The 18,732-nt window shown below is 44.0% G+C and carries 18 protein-coding genes and 1 tRNA gene; 6 read left to right on the top strand and 13 right to left on the bottom strand.

The features are described from left to right. Window positions 1-95: 95 nt before the first annotated feature. The 3 genes from V1L52_RS00980 to V1L52_RS00970 all read right to left on the bottom strand — a co-directional run bounded on the left by V1L52_RS00980 (window position 96) and on the right by V1L52_RS00970 (window position 2,104). Window positions 96-863, bottom strand: a complete 768-nt coding sequence (locus V1L52_RS00980; protein WP_428770431.1) for a Nif3-like dinuclear metal center hexameric protein — start codon at window positions 861-863, stop codon at window positions 96-98. After that, window positions 860-1,978, bottom strand: a complete 1,119-nt coding sequence (locus V1L52_RS00975; RefSeq protein WP_428770430.1) for a hypothetical protein — start codon at window positions 1,976-1,978, stop codon at window positions 860-862. The genes V1L52_RS00980 and V1L52_RS00975 overlap by 4 nt, the downstream gene beginning before the upstream one ends. 53 nt (window positions 1,979-2,031) lie before the next feature. Further along, window positions 2,032-2,104: transfer RNA gene (locus tag V1L52_RS00970), tRNA-Ala, on the bottom strand. Between the two features lie 245 nt (window positions 2,105-2,349). Between V1L52_RS00970 and V1L52_RS00965 the strand changes: the two genes are divergently transcribed. Then, complete coding sequence (locus tag V1L52_RS00965; RefSeq protein WP_428770429.1) at window positions 2,350-2,841, top strand: hypothetical protein; 492 nt, start codon at window positions 2,350-2,352, stop codon at window positions 2,839-2,841. Between the two features lie 309 nt (window positions 2,842-3,150). Here the strand turns inward: V1L52_RS00965 and aspS are convergent, their stop codons facing one another. From aspS to V1L52_RS00935, 6 genes are all read right to left on the bottom strand, one after another. Beyond that, complete coding sequence (gene aspS / locus V1L52_RS00960) at window positions 3,151-4,938, bottom strand: aspartate--tRNA ligase (protein ID WP_428770428.1); 1,788 nt, start codon at window positions 4,936-4,938, stop codon at window positions 3,151-3,153. Window positions 4,939-4,986: 48 nt separating this feature from the next. Continuing rightward, on the bottom strand, window positions 4,987-5,508 hold the full coding sequence (locus V1L52_RS00955) for a response regulator transcription factor (RefSeq protein ID WP_428770427.1): 522 nt from the start codon (window positions 5,506-5,508) through the stop codon (window positions 4,987-4,989). Window positions 5,509-5,511: 3 nt separating this feature from the next. Then, a complete protein-coding gene (locus V1L52_RS00950) occupies window positions 5,512-6,474 on the bottom strand; it encodes a hypothetical protein (RefSeq protein WP_428770426.1) in 963 nt (320 codons plus the stop codon). 119 nt (window positions 6,475-6,593) lie between these two features. Further along, window positions 6,594-6,719, bottom strand: a complete 126-nt coding sequence (locus V1L52_RS00945; RefSeq protein WP_428770425.1) for a hypothetical protein — start codon at window positions 6,717-6,719, stop codon at window positions 6,594-6,596. Between the two features lie 64 nt (window positions 6,720-6,783). Continuing rightward, on the bottom strand, window positions 6,784-7,467 hold the full coding sequence (locus V1L52_RS00940) for a hypothetical protein (protein ID WP_428770424.1): 684 nt from the start codon (window positions 7,465-7,467) through the stop codon (window positions 6,784-6,786). A gap of 58 nt (window positions 7,468-7,525) precedes the next feature. Next, window positions 7,526-7,690: a hypothetical protein gene (locus tag V1L52_RS00935; RefSeq protein ID WP_428770423.1), complete on the bottom strand. Its 165-nt coding sequence runs from the start codon at window positions 7,688-7,690 to the stop codon at window positions 7,526-7,528. A gap of 424 nt (window positions 7,691-8,114) precedes the next feature. On the opposite strand from V1L52_RS00935, the gene V1L52_RS00930 reads away from it, so the two are divergent. From V1L52_RS00930 to V1L52_RS00920, 3 genes are all read left to right on the top strand, one after another. Continuing rightward, window positions 8,115-8,498, top strand: coding sequence for a Fur family transcriptional regulator (locus V1L52_RS00930; protein ID WP_428770422.1), 384 nt, complete (start codon window positions 8,115-8,117; stop codon window positions 8,496-8,498). Between the two features lie 79 nt (window positions 8,499-8,577). Then, a complete protein-coding gene (locus tag V1L52_RS00925) occupies window positions 8,578-9,144 on the top strand; it encodes a 6-pyruvoyl trahydropterin synthase family protein (protein WP_428770421.1) in 567 nt (188 codons plus the stop codon). Window positions 9,145-9,392: 248 nt separating this feature from the next. Further along, complete coding sequence (locus V1L52_RS00920) at window positions 9,393-10,613, top strand: iron-containing alcohol dehydrogenase (protein WP_428770420.1); 1,221 nt, start codon at window positions 9,393-9,395, stop codon at window positions 10,611-10,613. Window positions 10,614-10,891: 278 nt separating this feature from the next. On the opposite strand, the gene V1L52_RS00915 is transcribed toward V1L52_RS00920, so the two are convergent. After that, complete coding sequence (locus V1L52_RS00915; RefSeq protein ID WP_428770419.1) at window positions 10,892-11,728, bottom strand: DUF4846 domain-containing protein; 837 nt, start codon at window positions 11,726-11,728, stop codon at window positions 10,892-10,894. Window positions 11,729-11,886: 158 nt separating this feature from the next. Continuing rightward, window positions 11,887-12,051, bottom strand: a complete 165-nt coding sequence (locus V1L52_RS00910) for a hypothetical protein (RefSeq protein ID WP_428770418.1) — start codon at window positions 12,049-12,051, stop codon at window positions 11,887-11,889. 565 nt (window positions 12,052-12,616) lie between these two features. On the opposite strand from V1L52_RS00910, the gene V1L52_RS00905 reads away from it, so the two are divergent. After that, on the top strand, window positions 12,617-15,154 hold the full coding sequence (locus tag V1L52_RS00905) for a ribonucleoside-diphosphate reductase subunit alpha (protein WP_428770417.1): 2,538 nt from the start codon (window positions 12,617-12,619) through the stop codon (window positions 15,152-15,154). Window positions 15,155-15,196: 42 nt separating this feature from the next. Here the strand turns inward: V1L52_RS00905 and V1L52_RS00900 are convergent, their stop codons facing one another. Beyond that, window positions 15,197-16,375 (bottom strand): DNA recombination protein RmuC, encoded by a 1,179-nt coding sequence (locus V1L52_RS00900; protein ID WP_428770416.1) that lies wholly within the window; start codon window positions 16,373-16,375, stop codon window positions 15,197-15,199. 154 nt (window positions 16,376-16,529) lie between these two features. Between V1L52_RS00900 and V1L52_RS00895 the strand changes: the two genes are divergently transcribed. Then, window positions 16,530-17,516, top strand: coding sequence for a sugar phosphate isomerase/epimerase family protein (locus V1L52_RS00895; RefSeq protein WP_428770415.1), 987 nt, complete (start codon window positions 16,530-16,532; stop codon window positions 17,514-17,516). Here the strand turns inward: V1L52_RS00895 and V1L52_RS00890 are convergent. Next, window positions 17,506-18,723 (bottom strand): class I SAM-dependent methyltransferase, encoded by a 1,218-nt coding sequence (locus V1L52_RS00890; RefSeq protein WP_428770414.1) that lies wholly within the window; start codon window positions 18,721-18,723, stop codon window positions 17,506-17,508. The two genes, V1L52_RS00895 and V1L52_RS00890, sit on opposite strands and share 11 nt — an antisense overlap. Window positions 18,724-18,732: the final 9 nt, after the last annotated feature.

The following is an 18,732-nucleotide window of genomic DNA, read 5'->3' as shown; positions in this document are numbered from 1 at the left end:
CTAAAAAGCGGGCTGCAAAAAAGCCGTTTTGATACAGTCCGTTCCTTTCAATTATAGCGTATTTGGGTAAAAACGGCTAGTCCGGGATATAAAATTTATAAACCGGTCGGTACATCGATAAAAACGGTTTCAATACCCCAATCTTTTTTTACCTTTTCGGCGGTAAGATTTACGCCGACCGTTTCGGTTTGATAGTGGCCGCCCGCAATAAGATTGATACCGTTTTCCAAGGCTTCGTGGTACTGTTCGTGTCCTATCTCTCCGGTGATAAAAATATCCATATTTTGTTGAACGGCTTGACTCAGATCGCCTCCGGCACCGCCTGAAATAATTGCGGCGGTTTTTATCGCTTTTTTGCCGAAGGGTAAAACGCTCAGCGGCTTTTCGCCCTGCGGAAAAAGCCGGCGTAAAACCTCATCCAAATCCGCCGCTTCGGCAAATTCTCCCCTTACCCCGATAGTCATACCCTTCCAAAGCCCGAAGCGTTCAAGATTCTGCAGCCCCAAGCGGCGCGCCAAACCGTAGTTGTTTCCGACTTCTTCATTTGCATCGAGGGGGAGATGACAGGCGTACAGAGCCATATCCGCTTCGATACAGGCGCGTATGCGCCGGTAATGGGCACCGGTAATAACCTGTTCGCGCGACCAAAACAAACCGTGATGCACAAAAAGCATATCGGCCTTTAGATGAGCGGCGCGTCTCACCGTTTCTTCGCATGCATCGACGGCAAAGGCTATTTTTCGAATGTGCTTGGTATCGGGTTCGGCATTTTGTATTTGAATACCGTTTTGAGACGGATCCTGTGCGTAGTCTTCCATAAGCAAAAAAGAGCGCAAGCGTAAATCGAGTTCATGTAAGGTCATTTTATTCCCTCCATATATGAGTATAGGGCTTCGGCAAAATGTCCGTAACTTTTTTTCTCCCGTTCTTCATTCTGCAAAGCAAAAAAACGCCGCACCGTACCGCCGAATGAAGAACCTGTTCGCCCCCGTTCGGTTTTATAAAACATAAAAAACGCATCGAGCGGCTGCACAGAAAAAAGGTCGCCTGTTCCGCGTTTGTAATACGGAAGTCCTGCGGACGAATCGAATACACCGAGCACAAAGAGCGGATATTTTTTTTGCAGCGCATAGGCCGTTTGCAACGAATCGCCTTCCGCCGCGATAATAAGGGATTGGGCAAAATCTCCCGCGAGTACAAGAAGGCTTTCCGCTTCACGCCGTCTTTGCTCAATCAGTTTTTGTCTTATCTCCTGCGAAAACGTTTCGTTTGCATGTACAAGATGATGTAAAAAAAAGCGCTTTGTGCTGCCGTATCTTAAAAGCAGGGAAGAGAACCCTCGAATACCGCCGGCAATGCCGCCGTCATCGACGTAAAAATCGCCCGTAAACACGCTTATACCTTTTTGTGTACAGGCGCTTAAACGTACTTGAGAATCTTCGGCAGTTGTGTACGTATCGGGTAAAAAGACGACAAGGGGCCTATCCTGAACGGACTTGCCGCTGTCGCAGTTCCCGTATCTATAGGTTACAAGATTTATCCGCCTGAATAACCCGTAGCCGGCCGTAAAACCGTGCGTAAAAGAGCCCGTATACACCGTCCGCTCGGGATACAGGGAGGGGACAGAAGGGCGAAAGAAAAAAAATACAACAAGGGTGCAGACTATCAGAAGCGTTTCGACGGCGGCGGCAATACGGAAAGCAAGGCTGTAATAATCGACATAGAGCCTGCTTCCGAAACGCTGCAAGGCGCGCATATTCGTAAGCAGTACCAAAATCGAAAAAGCGCCCGTTATAATGCGGCTCCACGACAATCCGTATACAACAATCAATACAATCGACAGCACAATGCAAAGCGGCGAAACCATAACGATAGAGTCCGCGTACTTTTGTTTTTTAAACAAGGGACGGGTTAAAACCGGAATCAGCAAAAGTAATACAAAAATTTCACCGATAAAGGCTTCGGAAAATCCAAACATTTATATATAATAAATCAAAAGAAAAAATAGTACAACCGATACAAAGCAGCTTTTGGAGTATATCGGACTCGAACCGACCACCTATTGATTGCGAACCAATCGCTCTACCAGATGAGCTAATACCCCATATATTTTACAGTATATCCGATTTTCGGATTTATGACAAGTACGCTGTCCGTACTCACAACAATTAGCACACAAGAGCCCAATTTCTAAAAAATATTTTATAGCCGCCCTTATTCCATAAGGTTAAAAATTCTACCATGGAAGCTCTTTTTTTTGCTTCTGGGTATCCTATTTCCTTGTGAGTTTATACAGTACACGGATTTTTAACTACCGCCGTATTTACAAAAAAGTAAAATCATCTTAAAATGAATAGCGGAGAAAAAATAGATATGAATGATTCGCTGCAAACTTTTTTTTCGCTGAAAAAATTACGGCTTATGCTTGTTATTTCGGTGTTGCTGCTTGCGATAAGTGTGCTTATACACATTTTGTCTTTGCGCGGCACTTTGCCGGCACACTATGTAAGCCGCTTTCCCGTTTTTCTGTTACACATCGGCATTTTTCCCCTGTTTTTTCCCCTCGTTTATCTCAACAGGGGTAATAACGGCGGATATTTCGGTGTCCTGTTTATGCATCCTTGTTTTATCTTAAAGGCGGTTTATGTTATAGTTGAACTGTACGTTTTTATTGTCATCTTCCTCTTTTTTAACAAAACCATGCATTTTGTGAACATTGACCTTAACCTTAGCGTGCACATTAATGAACTGAGCTTTTTCAGTGCGGTGTGGTGCGGCTTTTATGCGACAATCCCAAACGGGCTGTCCGTTCTTATTGAAAGAAAAAAACAATACGCTTAAACACCGCATTATTTTCGGAAATCAGGGGGATTGCTCCAAACCTAAGCTAATGATTGTTTCCGGTTAAACCGGGTTTATCGCGTATATTTGGATTCTCTAAAACAACAAAGTTTCCTCTGCATTTTACTGTATGCCATGTTTTGTCCCCGCTGATATGCTTCCGCCGCATAGTCAATTGTTACGGTTTGTGTATAATGCCGAATCAACAACCCCGACGCAGAGCGTCGGGGTACAATGCTCAATGTTTCGCATTGTATGTTCTCATAAGGTGTTTGCAGCCGGTTTTTTCATTCCTCTTTTTTCTGCCTCTTACTCCGTAAATTTTATATGCAATTCGTCAAGCTGTTTGGAATCTACTTCGGAGGGACATTCGTCCATAGGGCTGACGGCAAAGGTGTTTTTCGGGAAGGCGATAACTTCTTTTATCGAAGACTCTTTGCACATAAGCATAACCAAGCGGTCGAGGCCGGGAGCTATACCGCCGTGGGGAGGAGCGCCGTATTTAAAGGCTTCGGTTAAAAAGCCGAATTTCTTTTGGCCTTCTTCTTCGTTAAAGCCGACAATTTTGAAAATCCGCTTTTGCAGTTCCGGGTCATGAATACGGATTGAACCGGAGGCAAGCTCGTAACCGTTTAAAACCAAATCGTAGAGATCGCCCTTTACGCTCGCAGGATCGCTTTCAAGGGTTGCGTGGTATTGTTCCTGCGGCATACTGAACATGTGGTGGGCGGCGTCCCACTTTTGCTCGTCCTCGTTCCGTTCAAAGAGGGGAAAATCGATAATCCATGCAAAGGCAAACTCATCCGGATTTGCAAGATTCAAATCTTTCCCCAAACGCGAGCGCACCGCACCGAGTGCGGTACAAGCGGTTTTATATTGAGCATCGGCGGCAAAAAGCAGCAAGTCTCCCGCTTGAGCGCCGAGTTTTTTGATAATCTCCGCTTCGTTTCCCGCAAAGAATTTGGAAATGCCGCCTTCAAGGCTTGTACCGGATGTAACCTTCATCCAGGCAAGCCCCTTAGCCTTATAGATTTTTGCAACCGCTTCGAGTTCTTCTATGCGTTTTCGGCTGTACTGTTCGGCTTGACCGGGCACAACCAATGCCTTAACGGTTCCCGACGGAAGCGCGTCTTTAAAAACCTGAAAACTGCCCATATCGGCCATAAAGGAAGCATCCTGTATTTTCATATCGAAGCGTAAATCCGGCTTGTCGGTTCCGTACAAATCGATTGCGTCATCGTAAGCTATGCGCGTAAAGCGGGCGGGAAGCTCGATATTCAGCGTTTCTTTAAAAACCGCTCCCATCAAACCTTCGGTTATACTTAAAACGTCGTCGCGCGACACAAAGCTCATTTCCATATCGATTTGGGTAAATTCGGGCTGACGGTCGCCGCGGGCATCTTCGTCGCGGTAACAGCGCGCTATCTGAAAATAGCGGTCAAAGCCGGAAACCATGAGAATCTGCTTATACAGCTGCGGCGATTGGGGAAGCGCATAGAATTTTCCCGGATACAGGCGGGAGGGAACCAAATAGTCGCGCGCACCTTCCGGGGTCGATTTTATAAAGGTCGGCGTTTCAAGCTCGTAAAATCCGTGAGAAGAAAGATAGTTTCTGACCGCGAGGCACACCTTGTGGCGCAGCGCCAAGTGATGCTGCATTTGAGCGCGGCGTAAATCCAAATAGCGGTATTTAAGGCGCAAATCTTCATTCGGAATAACGGGAGTGCCGTCCTTTTGCACTTCGTCAATCATAAAGGGAAGCACTTCGCTTTTTGAAAGCACAATGACTTTTTGCGCAAGCACTTCGATTTCTCCCGTCGGCATCTCCGGATTTATCATCGAATCGGGGCGCGCTCTGACACGTCCTTCAACGGCAATGCAGAATTCCATATGCAAATCTTTTGCGCTCGAGTGCAATTCTGAAGGAGAATCGGCGTCCACGACAACTTGGGTAATACCGTATCTGTCGCGCAAATTGATAAAGGTAATACCGCCGTGTTCGCGGATGCGGTGTATCCAGCCGTTTAATGTAACCGTTTTTTCGGCATCGCTTTTGCGTAAATCGCCGCACGTGCAGCTTCGTTTAAATGCTTCCATAATGCCCTATAATAACGCTATTAAGACGGATATGCAAGCACAAATGTTTTATACCGTTATGCCAAACAGTTCGTGCCGCAAATTAATGCCCGTTTTTTTAAATACCGTTGTAAGATGGCGTTTTACCGTTACGACCGAAATACACAGTTCGTCGGCTATCTGTGCATTTGTTAAACCTTTTGCCGCAAGCCGGACAACTTCAATTTCTCTATTGCTTAAAAGTTCCGGCCGCAATTCAGCGATACGGTCTTTTTTTTCTCCGTTTCCGCTGCAGTTTGTTTTTTGCATTACAAACTGACGTAAAACAAGACGGACAATGATTCCGTACACAAGCGCTCTAAAATTGGTAAACACCGTTACGCTAAAACGCAAAAAGGAAACATTAAACGGTAAACCGCCCATACCCTTTTCCAATGTATACATAAGGGCTAAAAGTTTTACACTCGTTACAAAACCGCCGGCATAAAAAGCGCTTTTATACAGTGCATATAAGAATTTTTCTTTACGGAACATTCCCGGTAAAATAAAAATCGAAATAACCGCCGCATATAAAAATAAATCGGTAACCATAAGCTATTCTATGCGGCCCTGCTTTTCGATTCCCGCCTCAAATGCCAAAAACGTAAAGTTTATTATTACGGCATAAAAAACCGGCAGCACTGCGGCATACATAACCGTACCGAGATATTTTTTATCCGCAAGATTATTTAAAGCTGCCATACACGCAATGGCCGTACTTAAAAAGGCAAACAGTAAAACCGTAATTCTTGTTGTCTTAAAAGCATTTTGATACAATTTTTTCTCGGTGTAGCCGGTTTCGCCGTTGCTCAAAGGAGCAAAGACCGGCCGGACGCCTCTGTAAACACCAGAAATTAAAAGAAGGACAATGCTGCCTACGCATAAAAACAGGATTGCGGGGAAATCTGCAAAGTCGGTAATGTTCGATTTTGAACGGTCGATAAAACCCGCCAAAGAAATTCCCCATCCGCAGCAAATTAAAAAACCGATAAACAGCGTCAACTTTACAATCGCCTGTGCCGCTTTTTTTACAGCCGGCATTCCCGTTTTTTCGCCGGGAGATTCTTCAGCCATCATTAAAATCAACCTGTGTTTTACATGCCCTTTTAAGGTAAAAATAATTAAACCGTAGGTACATAATTCTTTTATCGAAACAAGAGCGGCTGCAAGATTGTGCCCCATCGCATCCAAAGCGCCGTAATTCAAACAAAAATACAGCATTCCGAAAATCGTAAAAAACAGGCACGTATAAACGATTACTTTGAACAACAGACTTAGTGAATCATTTAAAGATTTTAATTGCCCCAAATCCGATTGGCCTAATTTTTTTTCTTTGCAAAATAAGGGTGAATATGCTTTCAGCTTGCCGAATAAGCAGATACACATAAAAGACATAACCGGAATGCCGAATGTTACGGCCGGTTCATACATTCCTAAAACATACGTACCGCTGAAAAAGGCATACAAAACAGATGCGCCGATAACGGCAACCGGTGTAAGTATCGATTTTAAAATCATAAAGCACCTCTCAAAGCCGAATTTATTTTCGTATTTGATTATCGCGCCCTTTTTGCGATAAAACAAGGGTGCAAAAGATGTAAAAAAGATGTATTAACTCAAAATATACGGAAAGCGGTTTATCTTGCTCTTACAGCCTCTATCTTTGCAATTATTTTCCAACCTTCCGCGCCGAAAATATCATGTTCACTCGGGATTTTTCCGCTCCGTACATTGCCGCAAAGAGCTTTTTCAAATTCATTCATAAAAAACACTCCTTTGATTAAAAATGCTTAACTGTTACCCGTATATAAATACAATATCTTAGGTTCAAAGAAAAAAAATTGCGGCAGCGGCACACCATGTGTTCACTTTTTTATTCTCGGGCAAAAGATACGCGCTCCCGATACACAGCGACATCAAAAAGGTGTGTATACCGTCTTGTATGCTGTTTTTTGTAAGTACATGACCGATACCCCACGTAAGCGCTAAAAAAATACCGCCCCACGGAATTTTTCGGTTTAGGTTGTATTTTCCGCTTGTTGTTTGCGCACAATCGATTAAAAGGGTAACCAGCGTAAATTCAAATCCGTAGTAAATATATTGTAATATAAAACCCGCGACACCTATATACCGCGGTGAAAAATTAATAAAATATGCCCGTACATCCCGCATGATCATCGGTGAAAAAATACTGCGGTATATAATAAAACTTCCTAATTTAGATGCGGCAATACCCATCAATACGGAAACGAGCAGCCATTTTACAGTCTTAGGTTTACAATCAAAAACAGCCGGCTCACCTATTTTTTTCCGCCATTTTAGATGTATAACGCATACAAGTCCATAGAATAAATAACATAATAAAAGATAAAGCCCGTAAAACCAATAAGCGGAAGGCTCTTTAAATTTTTTTATTATCAGACTGTAAATGCCCTCTATAAAAAACGGACTGTATAATAAAAAACAGTGCCCTATCCATACACCTCGTTGTGAATGTATTGTCTTACACACAGCCGCTCCTGTTTTACAGTATTTATATTTTTTGTACAATTCCAAGCTGCATCAGGTTTTATTCACATTGTACATTTTTGCTCTTCAAATATTCTTTTATTGCCGCTTCTTTTAACATATACTTTTGCTTAAGCTCTAAAGGTAAATCTTCAATACGTCCGTACTTTTCATTGATTTTATAATTTATATCAAATCCCGATTTAAGTATTTTATCCGCTATCATAAGAAAACTATATTTACCGAAAATAATATTTTTATCAATATGAATTTTTTTGCGGATTTTTCACTTTACTTCTCCTTTTTTATACCGAAGCAGTTTACGGTATATCATATCCTAAACTGCTGTCAACTGTCAAATTCATCAAAAAACGCCCCGGACGTGCTGCCGGCGTTACGGACTGCAATCTCTGCACTTTTAAGAAAATAAAAAAATACTTATCCGGCACGTGCTTTTAGAGCGCTTGAAGCTATCCTAAATCTCAACTCATAGAGGGGTCTCATCAAAATTTCAAAAATTCTCTTGACAATTTTTTACAATCAGTATACAGTCCTTATTAGTAACAATTACTAATAAGGACTGATTATTGACCAAGATACGCATATGTATTATGTTATTGATAGGCGAATAAAAGCAAGGAGAGCTTATCATGATAAGAAATACAATGCAAAGAACGGTTGTATATGAAGCGGTAAACAAGCTGCAAAATCATGCGACAGCCGAGGAAATTTATACAATAATCAATCGGGAGCATCCTGCTGTCAGCAAGGCCACGGTATATAGAAATTTACAACGGCTCTGTGATGAGGGTGTAATACGGAAAAGACAGATTCCCGGAGAAGCCGACCGCTACGACCATATTTGTACCGATCACTATCACGGGAAGTGTGTAAAATGCGGGGCTATACTTGATTTAAAAATGGAGTATATTCCCGATTTGCAAAAATACATCACGAAGGCGGACGAATTTGAAGTTTTAGGACACGATATTGTGTTCAGCGGTATTTGTGCGGAGTGTAAAAAAAGGAACTGAGAAGCCCCATACCGCAATCCTAAAGGCTTATACGGGAGGCATAAATCCCGTACATATAAATTTGTAAAGGAGACACGGTATGAGAAGTATTACAAGATTGGATTTACAGTACGCACACAGATTTTACGGATTTCAGGGAGAGGCGCAGTATCTGCACGGGCATACGGGAGTGCTCACCATTGAGGTGGAAGACAGTGTTGAACCGGGCGTAAACATGGTTTTTCCCTGCAATGAAATTCAAAAAACGGCTTGGGACGTTTTGAAAAACTTTGACCACGCTTTAATATTGAGAGAAGACGACCCCCTTCTGCCCGCAATCCTTGATGTGTATGAAAAACAGGGTATCAAAAACGGTACGGCAAGAAACACGATGAAGGGGCCCGCGTTTAAAACGGATTTGGCGGTTGCATATCCCGATTGCAGAGTTGTCGTAACAAAAGAAACCTTAACCGTAGAAGGCATGATCAAAATCGTTTACGACTTGTTAAAGGACAAGCTCAATATTGCAAAGATTACGTTTACAAGCGGCGTGAATGCGGGATCTGCGGAATTTGAAACAAAGAACAGAATAGACCGCTGCCCGCTTTGCGGAGTCGCTATGGGTAAGGACGGTATTTGTCCGAAATGCGGATACCGCAAGCATTGATAAGCCGGTTTATGTGTGCTTTCACAGCGTAAGCGAGAAAGCACATAAAATAACGGAGTTTTGCCCTTGTAAGATATAAGGGTAAAACCCGGATTAAAACGGGCGGCGCTATTTAAGCCGTCCGCTTTAATCCTTCGGTTTTCCGCTCGTCTTTTGTATACGGAACGCAATACGGAATAAAAAATGCCATTATGACAAAAACAGTCTTATTGACATTTTGAAAAAGGCATGGTAGATTTGATTTCATCATGTTTTTTCCAAAAGCCGTATACTGCCGTTTGTTCCAAGCCGCTTTTCGATTGACCCAACCCCTTCTTCCGTATCGGGAGCCGCAAGTCATTTTTTCCTGCGTAAAGCTGGACAAAGTGCTGCAAAAAGAAGCCCTTAAATCCGTTCTTATCGTAACCGACAGGGGTATCGTTGAAAACGGTTTAACCGAACCGCTTATACGGGTTTTACAGGAAAACGGCATACGCTTTTGCGTTTATGATAAAACCGAAGCAAACCCGACCGTATCAAATGTTGAAGAAGCGTTTACCCTCTATAAAGATTCGGGAGCCGAGGGTATTATCGCTATAGGAGGCGGCTCTCCGATGGACTGCGCAAAAGCCGTCGGAGCACGGATTGCCTATCCCGAAAAACCGGTGGAAAAAATGAAGGGGACATGCCGGGTACGGCGGCCGCTTGTGCCGCTTATTGCCGTTCCTACAACGGCCGGCACCGGAAGCGAAGTTACCCTTGCGGCCATCATTACCGACGGCAAAAAACACGAAAAATATGCGCTTATGAGTTTTCCCCTGATTCCCCGCTATGCAGTCCTCGATGCCTCACTCACTTATAGCCTTCCGCCCCATATTACCGCTTCCACCGGAATAGATGCGCTTACCCATGCGGTAGAAGCCTACATCGGCCGCTCGACTACGAGGGAAACACGTGCTCTTGCACTGGAAGCGGCAAAGCTTGTTTTTGAAAATATCGAAGCGGCCTATAAAGACGGCTCAAATCACCGGGCGCGGGAAAACATGCTGCATGCGGCTCATAAGGCGGGGCTTGCCTTTTCAAAATCCTATGTAGGCTATATCCATGCCGTCGCCCATTCTCTCGGCGGTTTTTACGGAACGCCCCACGGCCTTGCCAATGCCGTGATTATGCCCTATGTTTTGGAAGCGTACGGCAAAAGCGTTCACAAAAAACTGTATCAAATGGCGCTGGCAACCGGTATTTGCAGCAAAAACGACGACTGTAAAAAAGGCGCCGAATTGTTTATACAGGCGGTTAAAGACCTGAATGCGAGGATAAACATTCCCGATAAGATTGCAGGCATAAAAAAAGCGGACATCCCCTTTTTGGCAGCTCTTGCCGAAAAAGAAGCAAACCCTCTCTACCCCGTTCCCAAACTGATGACCCGAACCGAACTTGCCGCTTTTTATTATCAAATCGCGGATTGGAACAGCGGACGGGAAAAATAAGACCAATCTATTTCAAATTTTATTTTCCCTGTATTAATTCAAAATATTGTGAAGGCGGTTTTAAAGAAAAAAAATTACGGCAATACCTATCAGTATGGAAACAAGCAGCCACTTTTGAGGGATTAAATAGCATAAACATCTCTGCAGTTGATAAAAATAAAATACCGACTGCAAAAGGCTTTGTTAAAATGAGCATTGTTATTTTTTCCGTTATTACCTTTTCAATATCGGACCAAAAAAGCGATGTTTAGTAAGACAAGGCTTGACGGCGCATGGTGTTATTCAAAACACATCAAGCTGTTTTGTTTAAAAGTCCATTCGGGTGTAACCAAATCGCCTTCTTGTACGTAATACCAGGGAGAAATATCTTCAAAACTTTTTAAGATATGAAATTCTTGCGAAGGCATATAGCTTTGCCCCAACAGCATTATTTTTTTGCCGGTTTTGCGGTCTTGAGCTAAATCAAGAACCAATACTGCATGACCGGGATTGCCGCCGTAGATAAAAAAATCTCCTATTTTTATGTGCTCCAAATTCGTATGTTTCGCTTCGTGTGCTAAAGAATATGTTCCTGCATATATATAGATGAATTTCAAATATTCATCAAAAATATCTCTTGTTGTACCTTTTTTATATCCTTCTTGCCAAACGGTTTTATTGTTATTGACTATAACTCTATCCCCTTTGGAATATCTTTCGAACGGAACGGACATTCCATTGGTAATATTGAATGAAATCTCGGAATATTTCTTTTTACTATACAAATATTCGGCTTTTAATTTTATAATCGCATCGGCACATTGAATCAAATCCTGTTTAAGCAAGGGCATGGAAAAAACCGACACATGCACATTATGTACCTTTGTTTCTCCGTTATATAAGAGAACGGGGGCGGTATATTCTTTGAGCGGATATAAGCGCAAATATTGCTGAAACGAATTATCGGCATAATCAAGCCGTACATATCCGTGCGGCGGTATAAATCGTTCCGGTATATTTTTACCGAATCGGTTAATTGTCTGTGCATATACACGGGCGGATAATAGTATGTATATAATAAATACAGCGAACGATATTTTCTTTTTCAAATTCGGTTTTTCAAATTTTCCATCCATAAAAACCAAACCTCCTTTTTAATGATAGTCCGTTATCTTGACTTTATAAGTTTCATTATAATGAGATATAGCTAAAATATAAAGCGCGAAAACAATCCGTTTCGTTCTCTATCTCAAACCACCCGTATTTTTTGTGCAATCCCAAGCTGCATCAGGTTTTATTCACATTGTATCTTTTTGCTTTTCAAATATTCTTTTATTGCCGCTTCTTTTAACATATACTTTTGCTTAAGCTCTAAAGGTAAATCTTCAATACGTCCGTACTTTTCATTGATCTTATAATTTATATCAAATCCCGATTTAAGTATTTTATCCGCTATCATAAGAAAACTATATTTACCGAAAATAATATTTTTATCAATATGATTTTTTTTTGCGGATTTTTCACTTTATTTCTCCTTTTTTATACCGAAGCCGTTTACAGTATATCATACCCTAAACTGCTGTCAATTATGCAAAACCCCTCAAATTTGCCGAAAAATGCGCCAAACGTGCAGCCTGCATAATTCTCCATACACAAAACTCCTCAAATTCGTCAAAAAATGCCTCAAACGAGGAGCGGCCGCCGATATGTTCTCCAAAACAAAAAAATACCGTTTTTTTTGTTCAAAAGCGCACTTTGTCCTTTATACTTAAATATTTCGATTTTTATGTTCCCGGGAACAAAGATTCGTTTAAGCCCGAATTCGGCCAAATTTGCGTCCAAACGCACTGGCGGCTTATCAAACATGCACAAAACCCCTCAAATTCGTCAAAAAATGCCCCAAACGAGCATCCTCTGCGCTCCTTGCGGTTTGCTTCCTCAAAGCCCTTGCCTTTTATTCCTCAGAAGTTTATAATCACTACAATATCGCATAGATTACAAAGCGATTAACGGGTGGAAAATCAATGGAAATTATTAAACGGACGGGGCAAACGGAAGCCTTTAGAAGTATAAAAATTGCGGACGCGATGGCTGCGGCTTTTAAAAGCGTCGGAACGGACACAAGCGCGGTAGAGCACCTGACTGCGGAAATTGAAGAAGAATTAAAACGGCTGCACGAGGCGGGAAACCGAATTCATATAGAAACGATACAGGATTTGGTTGAAAAAACGCTGATAAAGCATAACTATCCGGCCGAAGTAAAAAGCTTTATTTTATACCGCGAAAACCGGACAAAAAAGCGCCGAGCGCGTAAAAGAATAACCGAAACCTTTGTATCGCTCGATTTGGACGGCGAATTAAAATCGATTCAAAAAGATTTTCCCGACGACGAATATTCGCTTGACGCGCTGTATCATAAATATTCGGCATTTAAAAAAGAGGAAGCTTCCGATTCCGACGCATTAAGCGCCCTTATCCGCGCGGCGGTGGAATTGACCACACAGGAAGCGCCGAATTGGGAATACATCGCATCCCGCCTTTTAATGATTCAATTCAAAATCAAACTGAACGAAAATCTTAGCGTGGCGGGTATCGAAAGTTTTTACGGTAAAATCAAATACTTAACCGATGAAAAACTGTACGGCTCTTATATTCTCGAGCAATATTCAAAAAGCGAAATCGACTCCTTTGAAGAAGTCTTAAAACGCTGCGATTCGGGAGAAGAAAACCGAAACGCCCTTTTAACTTACAGCGCCCTCGACCTGCTTTTGCGCCGCTACGTTATCCGAACGCGCTCAAACGTTCCCCTTGAAACACCGCAGGAAATGTTTATGGGAATCGCCATGCATTTGGCTATGAACGAAAAAACGGAGCGCTCCTCATGGGTATTGCGCTTTTACGACATGCTCAGTAAATTGCAGGTAACGGTTGCAACGCCCACCCTTTCCAATGCGCGCAAACCCTACCATCAGCTTTCATCCTGCTTTATAGACACCGTTCCCGATTCTCTTGAAGGCATATACCGCTCGATAAACAACTTTGCACAAGTGTCCAAATTCGGCGGCGGCATGGGGCTGTACTTCGGCAAAGTGCGCGCTTCAGGCTCGCCGATACGCGGTTTTCAGGGAGCGGCCGGCGGCATTATCCGCTGGATAAAACTTGCAAACGACACCGCCGTTGCCGTAGACCAGCTGGGCGTGCGGCAAGGCTCGGTTGCCGTTTATCTTGACGTGTGGCACAAGGACATTCCCGAATTTTTGCAGCTGCGCACAAACAACGGCGACGACCGCATGAAGGCTCACGACGTGTTCCCGGCTGTCTGTTATCCGGACTTGTTTTGGAAAACCGCAAAAGAAAACATAGACGCCCCCTGGTATCTTTTATGCCCGCACGAAGTTTTAAAAATCAAAGGCTATGCCCTCGAAGATTTTTACGGCGAAGAATGGGAAGCGCGCTATCGGGATTGTATCAACGACAGCCGCATTCACAAGCGGTCGATTTCGGTAAAAGAATTGGTGCGCCTTATTTTAAAGTCCGCAGTGGAAACGGGCACCCCCTTTGCCTTTTTCCGCGACACGGTAAACAAAGCAAACCCCAACCCCCACACGGGAATGATTTACTGCTCGAACCTCTGTACCGAAATTGCCCAAAACATGAGCGCCATTGAATTCGTTAAGCGCGAAATAAAAGATGAAAACGGAGATACCCTGATTGCCGAAACCACAAAGGCGGGAGACTTTGTCGTATGCAACCTCGCCTCTTTGGTGCTCGGCAATATCGACACCGACAAAGAAGGCGAGCTTGAAACAATTACCGAAAGCGCGGTACGCGCCCTCGACAACGTTATAGATTTGAATTTTTATCCTTTAACCTATGCCGAAATTACAAACAAACGCTACCGCTCAATCGGATTGGGAACAAGCGGCTACCACCACATACTGGCAAAAAAGGGAATCGTGTGGGAAAGCGAAGCACACCTTGCCTTTGCCGATAAACTTTTTGAGCGCATTAACAGGGCGGCGGTAAAAGCAAGCGCGTCGATAGCCGCCGAAAAGGGTTCATACAGCTTGTTTGAAGGCTCCGACTGGAATACGGGCGCTTATTTTGAAAAGCGCGGCTATACGGGCGATGAATGGAATGAGGTAAAAAAAGCGGCTTGCAAGGGAATGCGCAACGCCTACCTTATTGCCGTTGCCCCGACTTCTTCCACATCGATTATCGCAGGCACCAGTGCGGGAGTAGACCCGATTATGAACCGCTATTTTTTAGAAGAAAAAAAGGGCAGCATTATGCCGCGTGTCGCTCCGGGCTTAAACCGGGACACCTTTTGGCTGTATAAAAGCGCCCACACGATTGACCAAAGCTGGTCGCTGCGGGCGGCGGGTGTGCGCCAAAGGCATATAGACCAGGCGCAGTCGGTAAACCTGTACATCACCAATACCTTTACAATGCGTCAGGTTATGGACTTATACATACTTGCATGGGAAGAAGGCGTCAAGTCGATTTACTATGTGCGCTCAAAATCCCTTGAAGTGGAAGAATGCGAATCCTGCGCGGGATAAAATCTCAAGCCGGAACGGATTTCAAACTTGCGGATACGGGTCTCAAGCCTGATTTTCCGGCAGGGCTTCGACCTTTTTTAAACTGCGCTCGATAGCCCGCGAACGGGTTCCGGCTTTTTCCAATTCTTTCCCGGCCTGTTCTATTTTTTCGCGCGTTTTTTCAAGCATACCGCCGAAGGCTTCAAATTCGCTGCGCAAGGTGTTTAAAAGCCGCCACACTTCTCCCGTCCGTTTTTCAACCGCAAGGGAATGAAAGCCCATCTGTAAACTGTTTAAAAAAGCCGATATGGTTGTGGGACCGGCGATCGTTACGCGGTATTCGCGCTGGATACTTTCAAACAAAGAAGGAATACGAAGTACTTCGGCATACAAGCCTTCAAAGGGCAAAAACATAACGGCAAATTCGGTAGTATTCGGCGGGTCGATGTATTTATCGGCAATACTTTTGGCAAAAAGTTTGATGCGCTTGGCCAATTCCGCCGTATGCGTTTCAATAGCGCCGGCATCACCTTCATCGTAGGCGGTGCGCAGCCGTTGATAATCCACCGTCGGAAATTTTGCGTCCACGGGCAGCCAGATAAAATCGCTTTTACCTCCCGCGAAAGGCTCCTTTGTTTTTGCGGGAATCTTGATTGCAAACTCAACCACGTCGGCACTGCCGCGCTTTGTTTTAACGTTCCGCCCGTATTGGGCCTCGGTTAAAAGCTGCTGCAAAATATTTTCAAGCTGAAACTCGCCGAGCACGCCCTTTGTTTTTACATTTGACAGCACGCGCTGCAAATCGCCGACACCCGCTGCAAGGGCGTTCATTTCGCCTAAGCCTTTTTGTACCTGTTCGAGCCTGTCGCTTACCAATTTGAATGACTGCCCCAAACGGGTTTCCAGCGTGTGCTGAAGTTTTTCGTCAACCGTAGAGCGCATTTTCTCCAACTGGACGGTATTGTCCTGACGGATTGCCTGCAAAGCGCTGTTCAATTCCAGACGGCTTGCGGCAAACTCCTGACGGCTGTCTCCGGTTATTTTAAAAATCGAATCCTGCAGAGCCTTAATACGTGTATCGAATACCGAAGAAAAACCCTGTATCGTGCGCGACAGTTCTTCCCTGTTTTCGCGGGCGGTTTTTGTAACCGTATCGGAAGGATTGTGCAGTAAAAGCACAAGAATAATAAAAAGCTGCAATACAATGATAGCAACGCATAATATTTCGGTTAAATAAATCATAAGGCGATTGTACCGCAGTTTTGAACCTCCGGTCAATCCGCGGAAACTCCGTCAATCGGTAAAAAATTAAGCCGATATGCGAGTGATTGACAATTGTGAACAAGGAAGGTAATAATTGTCATGTCGAGTTTGCTTGAAGCAAAAAGGAGGATACATGGAACTCGCATTGGCAAGTGATTTCGGAATCTACGAATTATCTCCCGAATCAATGGACTGTCAACTGAAAAAACTGGCCGACTCCGGTTTTTCGCACGTCCACTGGTGTCATGACTGGGATTTTGAATATTTGTACTCGAAATGGGAAATTATACAAATCAAAGAACTGCTTGAAAAATATCATTTAAAGTGTAAGGGCGTTCACGCATCCGAGGGAAATACGCGTTTTAGGGTTATTGACGGTCAGCATCGCTTTTTAAATCGGCATCGGCTGCGCGATTCAAGAAAGGACATTACCTCGCCCCATGAATACAACCGCTTGTCGGGCATGGAACTTGTTTTAAACAGGGTCGATTTGGCGCATGCAGTCGGAGCCGAAGAAATCGTTTTACACATGGTTTTGCCCTACGAAGATTTTGAAGCAGACGGTTCCTTTAAAGAACTCTATTGGAAACAGGCTTTTAAATCCTTTGATGAAATGGAATCCTATTGCAGGGCGAAAAATGTACGGATTGCCATTGAAAATATTATGTGCACCCCGAAAGAATATCAGTTTGAACAATTCGATAAATTATTTGACCGCTATTCTCCCGAATATATGGGAATCTGTTTTGATTCGGGGCATTCTATTTTAGCATGTAAAGAGTGCAGTCATGAATTCCTTGAAAGGTATTACAGCAGATTGGTCGCGGTACACTTGCATGACAACAAATCCATCGATATGTCCCTTTCGACGGATCGGGACGGCTCAATCCAGCAATCGGACAGACACATGCTTCCCTTCACGGGTGTTATCGATTGGGATAGGGTGTGCGAATTGATTGCCGCTTCTCCTTATACACTTCCGTTAATACTGGAATTGATTATTCCGCATAAAACCTTGGAAGAAGAAATGGGAGGATTGAAAAAGGCTAAAGAAGTCGGAGAAAAGCTGACACGGATGGTTCTCTCATACCGCGAATCCGGAAAATCCGTCAATCAATAAGTTTTTCGAGGGTAATACGCGTACCGAGGGCACTGCATAAATCTTCATAGGAGCTGTCATTCCGAACATTCGGGACAGCTCCTTTTTTTCGGCGCACCGCGCGTATAAGCAGATTTTTGGGCGTGTGTTCCGTGTCGATGAATTCACAGATATCGACCTCATAACCGGTCTTTTTTATCAATTCGGCGCGCATCACATCGGTTGCAAGGGCGCAAAAGCGCTCTTTTATAATGCCGTAGCGCATCAGGGCCTTGAACGCCTGCGAGGTTCCACCCGAACTTAACTTTGCATTCAATTCGTGCTGGCAGCAGGGGACCGAGAGGATGGCACGGGCGCGGTGTTTTAGCGCAAAGGCGATGGCGTAATCGGTTGCGGTATCACAGGCATGAAGGGCAATAACCATGTCGACGGGCTTGGTGCCGGCGGCTTCGTATGAGCGGACATCCCGAACCTGAAAGTCCAAGCCGCCCCAATCCAAATCACGGGATAGGGTGCGGCAGTGCTCGATGACATCGGCCTTGAGGTCCAAACCGACAATCTCGGCCTTTAAGCCTTTTATATCGGTTAAAAAATGATAGGCGGCAAAAGTAAGGTAGGATTTTCCGCAGCCGAAGTCTATAACCGAAAGGGGCCGTTCGGTTCCCGCACCGTCGGCGCTCAGGCAGGGAAGAATATCGTCTATAAATTCCAAAAAGCGGTTGATTTGGCGGAACTTTGCATATTTTTTTGCAAACACCTTACCTTGCTCATTCATAATACCCAAGGCGATTAAAAAGGGTACGGGGCGGTTTTCTCCGATAATATAGTCCTTTTGCCGATTTAAACCGAATGATTGTTTTTGAACCTTTTCAGCGGCTGCCGCAATCGATTTTGTCAAAACCGTACTTTTACCTTTTTTATTTGTGAGTATGCGGACTTCCTGTTCGGTGCCGATAAAAAGGCATTGCCGCCACAACACCTCATCGGTGCGGGGAATATTTTGCAAAAAAGAGCATAACCGTTCGGAGTCGAAACTGCGGTGAAAAACCTGCGTGTCGGTAAAAAATTCGGCAAAAAAGCGGCCGTCCGGCATTTTACGTATACGCACTCTTATACAGTCCTTTATTCCCGCACAGCTTCCTTTTTTTAGCGGATTCGATAAAACGGCACTTGTATAATCGAGAGGAATTTGCCCTATGATGCTTGTTTCCGGTATTTTATGCCGCATTGTGTATCC

Origin of the sequence: Treponema sp. HNW, assembly GCF_050320395.1 — a bacterium.
GTDB lineage: Bacteria > Spirochaetota > Spirochaetia > Treponematales > Treponemataceae > Treponema_C.
This window is presented reverse-complemented; position numbering and strand designations above follow the sequence as displayed.